Origin of the sequence: Mesorhizobium sp. M7A.F.Ce.TU.012.03.2.1, from assembly GCF_004006095.1 — a bacterium.
Lineage (GTDB): Bacteria > Pseudomonadota > Alphaproteobacteria > Rhizobiales > Rhizobiaceae > Mesorhizobium.
The window spans coordinates 82,649-96,027 of the sequence record NZ_CP034779.1 but is presented as its reverse complement, the minus strand read 5'-3'; the positions used below and the strand labels follow the sequence as shown (position 1 = coordinate 96,027).

14 protein-coding genes are annotated in these 13,379 nt (G+C 63.2%); 7 read left to right on the top strand and 7 right to left on the bottom strand.

The genetic code is table 11. From position 1 onward, the window contains the following. The first annotated feature begins 226 nt into the window (after positions 1–226). Positions 227–358, top strand: a complete 132-nt coding sequence (locus EJ079_RS34105) for a hypothetical protein (RefSeq protein WP_013893872.1) — start codon at positions 227–229, stop codon at positions 356–358. Positions 359–397: 39 nt separating this feature from the next. Here EJ079_RS34105 and EJ079_RS00505 read toward each other — a convergent pair whose 3' ends face one another. From EJ079_RS00505 to EJ079_RS00495, 3 genes are read right to left on the bottom strand one after another with little or no spacing between them, the layout of a single operon-like run. Further along, a complete protein-coding gene (locus EJ079_RS00505) occupies positions 398–1,171 on the bottom strand; it encodes a metallophosphoesterase (RefSeq protein WP_127807765.1) in 774 nt (257 codons plus the stop codon). A gap of 35 nt (positions 1,172–1,206) precedes the next feature. Continuing rightward, complete coding sequence (locus EJ079_RS00500) at positions 1,207–2,343, bottom strand: alpha-hydroxy acid oxidase (protein ID WP_127397228.1); 1,137 nt, start codon at positions 2,341–2,343, stop codon at positions 1,207–1,209. 19 nt (positions 2,344–2,362) lie between these two features. After that, entirely contained in the window at positions 2,363–3,166 is an 804-nt protein-coding gene (locus EJ079_RS00495; RefSeq protein ID WP_127397229.1) for an FCD domain-containing protein, read from the bottom strand. 202 nt (positions 3,167–3,368) lie between these two features. Here EJ079_RS00495 and EJ079_RS00490 point away from each other — a divergent pair, with 202 nt between their 5' ends. The 5 genes from EJ079_RS00490 to glcF all read left to right on the top strand — a co-directional run bounded on the left by EJ079_RS00490 (position 3,369) and on the right by glcF (position 9,450). Continuing rightward, positions 3,369–4,691, top strand: a complete 1,323-nt coding sequence (locus EJ079_RS00490; RefSeq protein WP_127807764.1) for a DUF3422 family protein — start codon at positions 3,369–3,371, stop codon at positions 4,689–4,691. Between the two features lie 127 nt (positions 4,692–4,818). Continuing rightward, positions 4,819–6,315, top strand: a complete 1,497-nt coding sequence (locus tag EJ079_RS00485) for an FAD-linked oxidase C-terminal domain-containing protein (RefSeq protein WP_023809027.1) — start codon at positions 4,819–4,821, stop codon at positions 6,313–6,315. A 52-nt stretch (positions 6,316–6,367) separates the two neighbouring features. Continuing rightward, positions 6,368–6,832: a DUF559 domain-containing protein gene (locus tag EJ079_RS00480; protein ID WP_245481780.1), complete on the top strand. Its 465-nt coding sequence runs from the start codon at positions 6,368–6,370 to the stop codon at positions 6,830–6,832. 76 nt (positions 6,833–6,908) lie between these two features. Then, positions 6,909–8,114: a glycolate oxidase subunit GlcE gene (gene glcE, locus EJ079_RS00475; protein WP_127807762.1), complete on the top strand. Its 1,206-nt coding sequence runs from the start codon at positions 6,909–6,911 to the stop codon at positions 8,112–8,114. A gap of 10 nt (positions 8,115–8,124) precedes the next feature. Further along, a complete protein-coding gene (glcF, locus tag EJ079_RS00470) occupies positions 8,125–9,450 on the top strand; it encodes a glycolate oxidase subunit GlcF (protein ID WP_127807761.1) in 1,326 nt (441 codons plus the stop codon). A gap of 176 nt (positions 9,451–9,626) precedes the next feature. Here glcF and EJ079_RS00465 read toward each other — a convergent pair whose 3' ends face one another. Next, positions 9,627–10,547 carry a bifunctional 5,10-methylenetetrahydrofolate dehydrogenase/5,10-methenyltetrahydrofolate cyclohydrolase gene (locus EJ079_RS00465; RefSeq protein ID WP_127807760.1) on the bottom strand — a complete coding sequence of 307 codons (921 nt, stop codon included), beginning with the start codon at positions 10,545–10,547 and terminating at the stop codon, positions 9,627–9,629. A gap of 257 nt (positions 10,548–10,804) precedes the next feature. After that, entirely contained in the window at positions 10,805–11,554 is a 750-nt protein-coding gene (locus EJ079_RS00460; RefSeq protein WP_127807759.1) for a L,D-transpeptidase, read from the bottom strand. A gap of 215 nt (positions 11,555–11,769) precedes the next feature. Between EJ079_RS00460 and EJ079_RS00455 the strand changes: the two genes are divergently transcribed. Then, entirely contained in the window at positions 11,770–12,408 is a 639-nt protein-coding gene (locus tag EJ079_RS00455; RefSeq protein WP_127268832.1) for a DNA-3-methyladenine glycosylase I, read from the top strand. Between the two features lie 2 nt (positions 12,409–12,410). Here EJ079_RS00455 and EJ079_RS00450 read toward each other — a convergent pair whose 3' ends face one another. Then, a complete protein-coding gene (locus EJ079_RS00450) occupies positions 12,411–12,662 on the bottom strand; it encodes a hypothetical protein (protein ID WP_127268833.1) in 252 nt (83 codons plus the stop codon). A gap of 304 nt (positions 12,663–12,966) precedes the next feature. Next, the gene (locus EJ079_RS00445) at positions 12,967–13,335 is read right to left on the bottom strand and encodes a four helix bundle protein (RefSeq protein ID WP_013530241.1); all 369 of its coding nucleotides are present in this window, start codon (positions 13,333–13,335) and stop codon (positions 12,967–12,969) included. Between the last annotated feature and the right edge of the window lie 44 nt (positions 13,336–13,379).

Here is a 13,379-nt window from a genome sequence, read left to right as displayed (position 1 = left end):
AACCGTTTCATTCTTGGCTTGTGTCCGCCCGCCATCCTAGAAGGCGCGCGCTCTGCATCTTCTGTGCAACGGCTATGAACCTTTGTGTGACCCGCGCGACACACCGTTGATACAGAACATGCCTAGAAGCGCAAAATCGTCGAAACTTTGAAGCGAATTCTCCGTTTCAACGCATTGGTAACCGCCTGGTGCACAGATGCAGAAAGCTCAACAAGAGATGACCTCCGTGAAAGCAGCGCTTCTGTCCTTTGCCATGTTGTCCGCCATCGTGCTGTGCGGTCTCGGCATCTATGCCGCCGACGCAGCCAACAACCACAACGCCGTCGACGGTTACGGCGTCACCGCCTCGCTGCGCTAAAGGCGGAAAGCGCCTTTCGCGTCCTCCGACGCGCGACGCTCAAGCTTCCTTGATCGTCATTGTCAGGATGCGTTTGTCCGCGCCGTCGACGACGAGCGCGCTCAGCATGCCTGATTGCCAGGCAAGCGTGTCGACATTGACGCGGTTGGCCATCACTTCCGCCTCCGGCACCGGCGTGTGGCCGTGCACCACGATCTTCGGATAGAGGTCGGGGTGGTTGTGGAAGACGTCGCGGATCCAGATCAGGTCCTGCGGGCTTTGCTTCTCCAGAGGATTGCCCGGCCTGATGCCGGCATGACAGAAGAAGAAGTCCCCGAAAGTCGCGGAGAACGGCAGCGATCGCAGGAAGTCGATGTGGCTTTGCGGCACGGCCTCGACCAGGGCCTGATGTCCTTTGCGCACGGCCGATTCGGCCTTGCCGAACCACACGCTTGTGCCTTCACTGATCGCCACGCCGTAAGACTGTGCCGTCTGGATGCCGCCGAACCGGATGAAAAGCCCTTCCGGGTCAGGGGTCTTGAGAAAGTCGAGAAAACCGATGTCGTGGTTGCCGGCCAGCATCAGGTGACGAGGGTCGCGCTCTTCCGCTTCGATCAGGAAATCGATGACGCCCTTCGAGTCCGGCCCGCGGTCGACATAGTCGCCAAGATGGATGACGCGCCAGTCGGCAGGCGCCTCCTGCTCGATCTCGGTCCTGATGCGCCGATGCATGGCGGCCAGCAGGTCGAGCCGGCCGTGGACATCGCCGATCGCGTAAAGACGCACACCTTCCGGCCCATGCGCGTCGAGAAAATGGATGCCGGGTTCTGCCAATTTTTCGGTGTCTCCGTGGTCGTGCGGTCACGGGCTTAGCGCCGGAGCTGGTCCTTGCCCATGTCGGTGACAAGACGCTTTCCGCACAGGGCCAGCGTGATGTCCATCTCCTTGCGGATGATTTCCAACGCCTTGGTAACCCCTTCCTTGCCAAGCGCACCCAGGCCGTAAAGAAATGGCCGGCCGATATAGGTTCCCTTGGCACCTAGGCAAAGCGCCTTCAGGACATCCTGGCCGGAGCGGATGCCGCCATCCATATGCACTTCGATCGTGTCACCGACCGCGTCGGCAATCTCTTCCAGAACGCCGATCGACGACGACGCACCATCGAGCTGGCGCCCGCCATGGTTGGAAACGATGATCGCGTCGGCGCCGGTCTTGGCCGCCATCAGCGCGTCCTCCTTGTCGAGAATGCCCTTGAGGATCAGCTTGCCGCCCCAGCGCTCCTTGATCCAGGCGACGTCCTTCCACGACAGATGCGGGTCGAACTGCTCCGTCGTCCACGATGCCAGCGAGGCCATGTTGCCGACGCCCTTGGCGTGGCCGACAATGTTGCGGAAGGTCCGCCGCTTCGTGCCGGCCATGGCGGCGCACCAGCGCGGGCGGATGGCCATGTCGACGATGTTCGTCAGCGTCAGCTTGGGTGGCGCCGAAAGCCCGTTGCGGATGTCCTTGTGGCGCTGACCGAGAATCTGCAGGTCGAGCGTCAGCACGAGCGCCGAGCATTTCGCCGCCTTTGCCCTATCGATCAGGTTGAGCACGAACTCCTTGTCACGCAGCACATAGAGCTGAAACCAGAACGGCTTCGTGGTTACCGAGGCGACATCCTCGATGGAGCAGATGCTCATCGTCGACAAGGTGAACGGCACGCCGAATTCCTCCGCCGCCTGAGCCGCCACCATCTCGCCATTGGCGTGCTGCATGCCGGTCATGCCGGTTGGCGCCAATGCCACCGGCATCGACACTTTTTCGCCGATCATCGTCGATGCCAGCGAACGGTTGTCCATGTCGACGAGCACGCGCTGGCGGAACTTGATCTTCTGAAAGTCCTCTTCGTTGGCCCGATACGTGCTTTCGGTCCACGAACCGGAATCGGCATAGTCGAAGAACATCTTCGGCACGCGCCGGCGGGCGAGGTCCTTGAGGTCGGCGATGGTCAGGATCTGGCTCATGGGCTTCCCGTTTCGATAGCTAGGAGCGTTTGCGTGCAGGTTCGGTATCGGTGGCTTCGACCCGCTGCTTCAGCCTCAGTCGCGAAACGCGCTGCCAGTCGCCGCTGCGCTCGGCTTCCGCCATCGACCGTTCGACATAGGTGATGTGGTCCATCGCCGCTTGCCGGGCAGCATCCGGATCGCCGGCCTTCACCGCCGCATGGATCGCGCGGTGCTGCGCCAGCAGGGCGTCGCGCGCGCCGGGCACGCTGAACACCAGCAGCCGGTTCTGGAACACGCCCTCCGACAACAGCCGGTAACAGGAACGCAACGTGTGCAAAAGGATGATGTTGTGCGCGCATTCGCAGATCGCGTGGTGGAACTCGACATCGATCTCGGCCTCGTCGTCGAAGTCGCCGGTCCGGTGCGCATCGTCCATACGTGCCATGATCTTGTCGAGCAGCGCCATGTCGTCCGCAGTGGCGCGCCGTGCCGCGTATTCAGCCGCGACCCCTTCGATCTCGCGGCGATATTCCAGATAATCGGTCACTGCCTTGCGGTGCATCGAGATCAGGTCCGTCACCGGTTTGGTGAAGAGCTGGCCGATGACATCGGCGACATGCGTGCCGCCGCCGGGCCTTGTCGTCAAAAGGCCGCGTCCTTCCAGTGACTTCAGCGCATCACGCAGGATCGGCCGGGATACGTCGAACTGGCGTGCAAGCTCGCGCTCGCCCGGCAGCCGGTCGCCGGTGCGCAGCACGCCTTCGAGGATGAGGCTCTCGATTTGCTGCACCACCTCGTCGGCGGTGCGCGAATGCTCGATCCTGGAAAAAATGTCGCTCAACAGAATGCCTGGAAGGTGAACCGGTGTCGCAGAATAGAGCCTGCCTCGCCAACTGGTCAAATTATTTATCCAATTGACGAAAGCGGGCCGATTTTCCGCCCGATGCCATCATCTTCGGCTACCTTTGCCGTTTGCGTCATCAGGCCATTGGCACTAGAGGGACGCGGGTGCAAGAGGTTCAAGGAAACTCAGGGAACAAGCCGTGTCAGACGACCCGTCCGATCTCGAATTCCAGCCGCGCGCCAAGGGCAGCGTCATGGGCTTTCCCGCGCATGAGGGCCGGCCCGGCGCACTCGGCGAGGTTCATGCCCGGCCGCACCCGCTGATCGAAAAGCCACGCGTCCTGATGCAACTCGCCTTCATGACGGAGGGTGGCTCGGGCGTCGACCACGCGGTGCTTTCCGAATTGTCGCGGCGCCTCGGCATCGCCGCGCCCGACCGCCAGGCCCGCCATCATGCCATGAAATGGGGCAAGGGCTCGCTGCGCTGGGAGCGTCACACCGAGTTCTCGACCTATTTGTGGGAAGGGCCGCTTTCCGAAAGCGGCAGGACGCAGGAGGACTCCCCCTTCGGCAACGGGTTTTCGCCGCCGGGAACCTGCATCTCCGGCATCAGGCTCGAAATCCGCAAATGGACGCAAGCGAGCGAGCAGCTGATAGCCGGTTTCGATCCGACCAGCTTGTGCTACTCGCTGGTCGAGCGCGGAAACGCGGCCATCATCACCGATTTTCGCCAGGACGGCGATGGTCTGACGCGCATGCTGCTGCTCGATCGCGGCTTGACCCCGGCGCGTACCGGCGCGTTGTCGCAGCGGCTTATCGACATCGAGACCTATCGGACGCTGGCCATGCTCGGCCTGCCGCTGGCGCTGACCTTGTCCGGCCGCGCCCGCCGCATCGAGGACCGGCTGGCGCAGACCACGCTGGAGATGAAGGTCGCCGGGACACGCGACAGCCAGACCTTGCTGGCCGATCTGACCGAACTTGCGGCGGAGCTGGAGGCGGACGCGGCGTCGAGCCTTTACCGTTTCGGCGCCAGCCGCGCCTATGACGGCATCGTCGGCGAACGGCTGGAGGCGCTCGAGGAAGAGGCTGTGCCCGGCTATGATACATGGCGCGGGTTCCTGCAGCGCCGGGTGGCGCCCGCAATGCGCACCTGCCGCTCGGTCGAGGAGCGGCAGGAAAATCTATCGCGAAAACTGACCCGCGCCACGACGTTGCTGCGCACCTGGGTCGATGTCGAGGTCGAGAAGCAGAACCGCGATCTGCTTGCCTCGATGAACAATCGCGCCCGCCTGCAACTGCGCCTGCAGCAGACCGTCGAGGGGCTCTCGGTCGCCGCAGTTTCCTATTATGTGGTCGGCCTTGTCGGCTATGTCGCCAAGGGTGCCTCGATCTTCGGCCATGCCTTCGCGCCGGAGATCATTACCGCTGCTTCGGTGCCTGTCGCCATCCTGCTGGTCTGGTGGGGCGTACGCCGCGTGCGCAAGATGCACTCCGAACCCGGCAAGCCGCCCGGCGAATAGCAGCGGCAGATTGCCGCTGCGTAAGCCTGTCTCTGCTTTGAAGTGGATTCGCCGCTATCACAGGATTTGCACCCAACGCGCTTCACTGGTAAAAGATTTTGACCAGTCAAGCGAAATGAGGCTGCTGATGTCCGGCCTGGCCATGCCGAAACCAGACGACGCCACGATGCGCCGGCGCGACGAGATCGTCGCCGACATGCGCATCATCGTGCCGGGTGAGGGCGTCGTCGACGCCGCCAATTCCATGCGCGCCTTCGAGAGCGACGGCCTGACCGCCTATCGGCAGCTGCCGCTGGTTGTTGTTCTGCCGCAAACCGTGGCGCAGGTGTCGCGCGTGCTGAAATACTGCAACGATCGCAACATCCGCGTCGTGCCGCGCGGCTCCGGCACCTCGCTGTCGGGCGGCGCGCTGCCGCTCGAGGACGCGGTGCTTTTGGTCATGAGCCGCTTCAACCGTATCCTTGGGATCGATTTCCCCAATCGCGTCGTCGTTGCCCAGCCGGGCGTCACCAATCTCGGCATCACCACCGCCGTTGAGCAGGAGGGCTTTTACTACGCCCCCGATCCATCCTCCCAGATCGCCTGCTCGATCGGCGGCAATGTCGCGGAGAATTCCGGCGGCGTGCACTGCCTGAAATACGGCCTCACCGCCAACAATGTGCTCGGCATCGAGATGGTGCTGATGAATGGCGAGGTGGTGCGGCTGGGCGGCAGTCACCTCGATGCGGAAGGCTACGACCTGCTCGGCGTCATGACCGGCTCCGAAGGGCTGCTCGGCGTCGTCACCGAGGTCACCGTGCGCATCCTCAAGAAACCGGAGACGGCACGTGCACTGCTGATCGGCTTCCCGACCAGCGAGCAGGGCGGCCAGTGCGTTGCCGACATCATCGGCGCCGGCATCATCCCGGGCGGCATGGAAATGATGGACCGGCCGGCGATCCACGCGGCGGAAGATTTCGTCCACGCCGGCTATCCCCTGGATGTCGAAGCGCTGCTGATCGTCGAGCTCGACGGGCCGGGCGTCGAGGTCGATCATCTGATCGGCCTTGTCGAGGCCATCGCCTACAAGAACGGCTCGACCACCTGCCGCATTTCGCAGTCCGAACAGGAACGGCTGAGCTTCTGGGCCGGCCGCAAGGCGGCGTTTCCGGCCGTCGGCCGTATCTCGCCCGACTACTACTGCATGGACGGCACCATTCCGCGCAAGGAACTGCCGCGCGTGCTCGCGGGCATGCGCGAGCTGTCGGAAAAATACGGTCTCGGCGTCGCCAATGTCTTTCACGCCGGCGACGGCAATCTGCATCCGCTGATCCTCTACGATGCCAACGTACCGGGCGAACTCGACAAGGCCGAAAGCTTCGGCGCCGACATATTGCGGCTCTGCGTCAAGGTCGGCGGCGTGTTGACCGGCGAACACGGTGTGGGCGTGGAAAAACGCGACCTGATGCCGGAAATGTTCACGCAGATCGATCTCGACCAGCAGATGCGCGTCAAATGCGCCTTCGATCCCAACCATCTGCTCAACCCGGGAAAAGTGTTCCCGCAGCTGCGGCGATGCGCCGAGCTCGGCCGCATGCACATTTCCGGCGGCAAGCTGCCGTTTCCGGACATTCCGAGGTTTTGAGGTGATGGTGTCTCAGAATGGGGGTTCCGCGCCCCCGCGAAGCGGGGGAGAGGTGGCTCGGGCGAAGCCCGAGACGGAGAGAGGGACGCCCGATACGCCGAGCCGACGTTCGCCTGAAAAGATCGCCCGTGCTCGTGCGCTTCGCCATGGCGACAACCAGTCGGAAGCAACCCTCTGGAACGAATTGAAGGCCAAACGGCTAGGCGGCTACAAATTCGTTCGGCAGATGCCGATTGGGCCATACTTCGCTGACTTCGCCTGTCGCGGAGAAAAGTTGGTTGTCGAGTTGGACGGAAGTCAGCATGCCGAGAATTCCTACGACAGACGACGGGATGAGTTCATGCGCGGTGAGGGGTTCTCGGTATTGCGTTTCTGGAATGTCGATGTGCTGAAGAACCGGACAAGTATTTGCGAGACTATCCTTGCGGCATTGGATGGGCGATTAGCCGAAGACGTGGTCGCCTCGGATCTGAGGTTCGTTTTCGCCGCCAAGAAGATCGGAGGCAGCGCCCTATGATGGCCCCCTCTCCGTCTCGGGCTTCGCCCGAGCCACCTCTCCCCCGCTTCGCGGGGGCGAGGAACCAGAGACAGACATGACCACCTTCACCCCGACCACCCCATCCGAAGTTCTCTCCACCGTCGCCTGGGCAGCGGCGGAAGGCTCGCCGCTGGAAATCCTCGGCCACGGCTCCAAGCGCGGCATCGGCCGGCCGCTGCAAACCGAACACACGCTCGACCTGTCGAAACTCTCTGGCGTCACGCTCTATGAACCGGCTGAACTGGTGCTGTCGGCCAAGGCAGGCACACCGCTGGCCGAGATCGAAAAGCTGCTGGCGGAAAACGGCCAGCAGCTTGGCTTCGAGCCGATGGATTACGGTCCGCTGCTTGGCGGCGAGCCTGGCAGAGGCACCATCGGCGGTGTGCTCGCCGCGAACCTCTCCGGGCCGCGCCGGCTCAAGGCAGGGGCTGCGCGCGATCATATCCTGGGCATCAATGTGGTGTCCGGTCGCGGCGAGGCCTTCAAGTCGGGCGGTCGCGTGGTCAAGAATGTCACCGGCTATGACATGTCGAAGCTGATGGCCAACAGCTGGGGCACGCTGGCCGTATTCACCGACGTCACCTTCAAGGTGCTGCCGGCAGCCGAGGCTGAAGTCACGCTCGCCATTCGTGGCCTGCTCGACGATGCGGCAGCAAGCGCCATGGCCCTGGCGCTTGGCTCGAGTGCTGAAGTGTCGAGTGCCGCCCATCTGCCCGAGCGGATCGCCGCGCGTGTCGCCGGCGGCAGTCTCGGCAGTGAGGCCGCGACGCTGCTGCGTGTCGAAGGCTTCGGCCCGTCCGTCGCCTACCGCATCGCCGCGCTGAAAACGCTGCTCGGCAAGGCTGGGCCGCTGCAGGAGATTGCCGGTGACGCTTCACGGCTGATCTGGCGCGATGTACGCGATTGCAGGCCCTTCGCCGACAACAGCGAGAAACCGGTCTGGCGTGTCTCGATGACGCCGGGACAGTGCCACCAGATGGTCCTGACGCTGCGCATGCAGGCCGCCGTCAGCGCCTACTATGACTGGCAGGGCGGGCTGGTGTGGCTGCGCATGGAACAGGGCGATCCGGAAGCCGCCCTGCTGCGCGGACTGTTGAGAAAACATGGCGGCGGCCATGCGACGCTGGTGCGTGCCGCACCTTCGCATCGCGCCGCTCTGCCGGTGTTCGAGCCGCAGCCGCCCGCACTTGCCGCACTCAGCCAGCGGCTGAAGCAAGAATTCGACCCGAAGCACATCCTCAATCCCGGCCGAATGGCCTAGGACATTAGCGATGCAGACCAATTTTTCGCTTGCCCAGCTTGCCGATCCGCATGTCGCGGAATCGGAAAAGATCCTGCGCAAATGCGTGCATTGCGGCTTCTGCACCGCCACCTGCCCGACCTATGTGACGCTTGGCAACGAGCTCGATTCACCGCGCGGGCGCATCTACCTGATCAAGGACATGCTGGAAAATGGCCGTCCCGCCGACAAGGAGATCGTCACCCATATCGATCGGTGCCTGTCGTGCCTCGCCTGCATGACCACCTGCCCGTCGGGCGTCAACTACATGCATCTGGTCGACCATGCCCGCGCCCATATCCAGGAAACCTACAAGAGGCCGCTGCTCGATCGACTGACCCGCGCCATGCTGGCCTTCGTGCTGCCTTATCCCCAGCGGTTTCGCGCCGCGCTCAAGCTGGCGAAGCTGGGCAAGCCGTTTATAGGCTTGTTCGACAAGGTTCCGGCGCTGAAGCCGCTCAGTGCGATGCTCAAGCTCGCGCCGGCCTCGATCCCGGCAGCTTCGCCGATGGGCTCGCCAGGCATCCATGCCGGGCAGGGGAGCAAAAGAGGCCGCGTCGCTATCCTCACTGGCTGCGCGCAATCGGTGCTCGATCCCGCCATCAACGACGCCACGATTTCGCTGCTGACGCGGCTCGGCGTCGAGGTCGTGGTGCCGCCGGGCGAGGGCTGCTGCGGCGCGCTGGTGCATCATATGGGGCGCGAGCAGGCCGCGCTTGCCTCGGCGAGGCAGAATGTCGATGCCTGGACGCGCGCCATCGAACAAGGCGGGCTCGATGCCATCGTCATCACTGCATCCGGCTGCGGCACGACGATCAAGGACTACGGTTTCATGCTGCGGCTGGATCCGGCCTATGCCGACAAGGCCGCGCGCGTTTCGGCGCTGGCCAAGGACATCACCGAATATCTCTCGACCTTCGATCTGCCTGAACCGGTGCGCAAGCCGGGCACGGTTGTCGCCTATCACTCGGCCTGTTCGATGCAGCACGGCCAGAAGATCACCCGCCAGCCGAAGGAACTGCTGGCCAAGGCCGGCTTCATCGTGCGCGAGCCGCGTGAAGGACATCTCTGCTGCGGCTCCGCCGGCACCTACAACATCCTGCAGCCCGAGATCTCGGCCAAGCTGCGCGATCGCAAGGTGAAAAACATCGAGGCGACGGGGGCTTCGATCGTCGCCACCGGCAACATCGGCTGCATCACCCAGATCGCTTCCGCCGCCAAGCTGCCGGTGGTGCACACGATCAAGCTGCTCGACTGGGCTTATGGCGGACCAAGGCCGGAAGGTGCCCCGGAGGAAGGGCTGGTTGCGGCTGAGTAGCGTGGCGCGCTGTCTGAGTTACGGCAAATCCCCCTCATCCGGCCGCTTCGCGGCCACCTTCTCCCCGTTGAGGAGAAGAGATTTGCGCCGGCGGTGACAGCCTCCTCTCCCCTCGGGGAGAGGTCAGCCGAGCGAAGCGGAGGCTGGGTGAGGGGGCCTTTGGCGTCGCCCTGTCCTTACTCCGCCGCGAGCCTGTCAGCCGTGCCGTAGGTCGCCTCATAAAGCGCGCGCTGGCGGCTGAGCGCGACCATCGTGTTGCGCAGCAGGATGGCGACCGTGATCGGGCCGACGCCGCCCGGCACCGGGGTAATCCAGGAGGCGACCTCCCGGACGCTTTCGGTGTCGACGTCGCCGACGATGCGGCTGGAGCCGTCGGGGCCGATTTCGGAATTGATGCCGATGTCGATGACGGCAGCACCCGGCTTGACCATGTCGGCCTTGATCAGCCGCGGCTTGCCGACGGCGACGAACAGCGCATCGGCGCGCCTTGCATGGGCGGCGACCGACCGCGTCATGTGGTGGCAGACCGTCACCGTCGCGCCTTCGCTCATCAGCAGGAAGGCGATCGGCTTGCCGACGATTTCCGAATGGCCGACGATGACGACTTCCAGTCCCTTGAGGTCGAGGCCGGTTTCCTTGAGCAGTTCGACCGAGGCCGCCGCCGTGCAAGGCGCGAGATCGAGCTGGTTGTAGACGATGTTGCCGATCGAGGCCGGATGCATGCCTTCGACATCCTTCAGCGGATGCACCGCCGCCTGCAATGTCCTGATCGGGATATGCACCGGGACCGGCCGCTGGATGATGATGCCGGTGACGCGCGGATCGGCATTCAGGCCGTGAATGGCCGCTTCCAACTCGCCTGCCGTGATGGTGGCGGGAAAGCGCCGCTCCTCGAAATCGATGCCGGCGAGCTCAGCCTTGGCGCGCTGGTTGCGCACATAAACATCCACCGCATCGGTGTCTCCGACGGTGATCGAGATCAGCTTGGGCGGAAAGCCCTCAGCTTTGGCGATCGCTGCGTCCTCGGCAACGGCGGCGATGATGCGCTGGGCGACCGGGCCGCCCTTGAGATAACGGCTGTCTTCGGACAGGGGCATGGGTGAACTCTTTTGTGGAACTAGCCACCGAGATAGCAAAAGAATGCGGTAAAGGGCAGCATGAAAGCGAAACGCTATGCCCGTTGCGCGACGCGTGGGTGACCTTTGCCCTCGATTTCTGCTCAAAAACGGAAAGGGCAGCGCGGTTTCCCGTGCTGCCCTTCCTGACCGGCCGCATCCCCATACGGCCCGTCCCCCGTTATCCCTAAACCGGCCCGAAAAGCGGACTGCTTTGCCGGCCAGGTGATTCGCAAAGGTTAATATATCACCTCGACCGTGGTTCCGACATTGACCCGCTCATAAAGGTCGACGACGTCCTCGTTGCGCATGCGGATGCAGCCCGACGACACCGCGCCGCCAATCGTCCACGGCTGGTTGGTGCCGTGGATGCGGTATTCGGTCGTGCCGAGGTAGAGCGCGCGGGCGCCAAGCGGGTTCTCCGCGCCGCCGGCAAGATAGGTCGGCAAATAGCGGCCCTTGGCGGCTTCGCGCTTGATCATCTGCGCCGGCGGGCGCCAGTCCGGCCACTCGCGCTTGTTGGTGATCTTGTGCGTACCCGACCATTCGAAGCCCGGCTTGCCGGTGCCGACGCCATAGCGCCTTGCCTTGCCGTTCTTCTCGACGAGGTAGAGGAAGTTCTGGGTGGTGTCGATGACGATCGTGCCCGGCTTCTGGCCTCCGTCATAGTCGACTTCCCGCGGCAGGTAGATCGGGTTGATCTGAGGACGCGCGACCATGCGCTTGGCCGGCGGCTGCACCGCCGCAGTCTGCACCCGGTCGGGCTGCGCCGGGCGCAGGAGGCGTCTCTGTTGCTGCTGCTGCACCACCTGGCGGTTCTGGCGCACGACGCCGGGCGCCTGGCCAAGCTGCAGCACCCAGGGTGCGGAAAGGTCGGGGCTAACCATCACCGGCGGCCTGTCGGCATAGCGGTCGCCGGCGATTGACGGTGTGACGCCGGCGGCAAACACAGCCACGGCGCCGAGCACGGGAAACAGAACTGTCTTCATCGTAACGCACCTTGATCGTCTGATACAAAACGGGTGGAAACGTCCTCCCGGTTCGGCGATCATTGGCGCGCAAGCAGCAACCGAAAAATGAATCGGAATGCATAAAATGCGGCTTTGTCAGTAAACCTTTTGGTGTGGTTACCGCCGGGTTCAGGAATCTGGTAAAGCCGCAGTAAATGCCGCGCAAAAGCGCGTTAACGAACGGATTTTGGCTTATGGACAAGGAAAACACCGGCCTGCTCGCCGGTCCCGACGGTGTCGCGCGCTGCTTCTGGCACGGCAATCTGCCCGACTATCTGCACTACCACGATCATGAATGGGGCCGGCCTGTGGCCGACGACCGCAGGCTGTTCGAAAAGATCTGCCTCGAAGGCTTTCAGTCGGGCCTGTCGTGGCTGACCATCCTGCGCAAGCGGGAGAATTTTCGCGAAGCCTTCGCCAATTTCGAGTTCGACAAGGTCGCCGCCTTCACCGACAAGGATGTCGAACGCCTGCTCGGCAATGCCGGCATCATCCGCCATCGCGGCAAGATTGTCTCGACCATCAACAACGCCAAGCGCGCCCGCGAAATGGCCGACGAATTCGGCTCGCTGGCCGCCTGGTTCTGGAAGTTCGAACCCGGTAAGGACGAGCGGCCGCAAATCGTCGACCTCGCCCATCTGCGCGCCAACCCGACAACGGCCGTCTCGGTGCGGATTTCGAAGGAGCTGAAGAAACGCGGCTGGAGCTTTGTCGGCCCGACCACGGTCTACGCCTTCATGCAGGCCATGGGCCTGGTCAACGACCACCTCGAGGGCTGCGTCTGCCGCAAAGAGGTCGAGAAGCAGCGGAAGGCTTTCAGGCGGCCGAAATAGGCTCAGGTGCCGTTGGCGCTGGCCAGCACCAGGCCGGCGACGATCGCCACCACCGTGGCCACGGTCGGATAGATCACCAGCAGGCCGGTCATCAACGCGTCGCGCATGGATGGTCCCTTGCCGGTCTCGCCGGGCACTTCGAACGGGCCGGCAGCCTGGCTGATCATTTTCGGGGCGTTGATGTCGGCCGGGCGCAGGCGTGCGGGCAATTCGGCATCGCTGTCGATGGCGTGGAATCTTGCTGTGCTGGTCATGGCCGCGAACCCCTCATTTCCCGCGTTTATCTCTTGCGATTGTGTCGGCACGATGCCGTACCCGTGGCGGGATTGTTTCATTTTCGCTGCGTTTTGTTTCAGAGCTTGGCTCGGATGGTAGGCCCAAATCTTGGTCGTTCTGCGCCGCCCCTCATCGCCCTGCCGGTGTCCAGCCGATAGATGGGTAACAGTTTGAACCGGATACATAGGTAACAGTTTTCCCCCTTATGATGGGTTCGCGGCAGCGCCAAGCGGTTGGGTTGTAGGGTAATAGGGGAATAGGGGAATAGGGGAATAGGGGAGGCTATTCGGCTGCAAGTTTACGGATGAGAAGCCGAAGAAGCTTTCCCACACTTTCGGTACTCGCCAACAATGGGCCGGACGTCGCTTTCGGCGCGATGCCAATACGTTCAGCAATCAGAAGCTGAGTTTCCAGCTCCTTCAATGATCCTTGGGCAATACGGAGAAATTGCAGATAGGAGCCTCGAATTTCCCTGCCATACCCCTCGGCTATGTTTGCCGGCACCGACGTTGCAGAGCGCCGCACTTGGCTGGTCAGCCCATAAAGTTCTTCTTTGGGCCAGGATTTAGTAGCACCGTAGACCGCCACCGCAAGATCCATCGCCTGCTCCCAAACAAGCAAGTCCTTGTAGGACCCTGTTTTTTCGGTCATCCGTCCCTACTCCCCTACTCCCCTACTCCCCTACTCCCCTACTC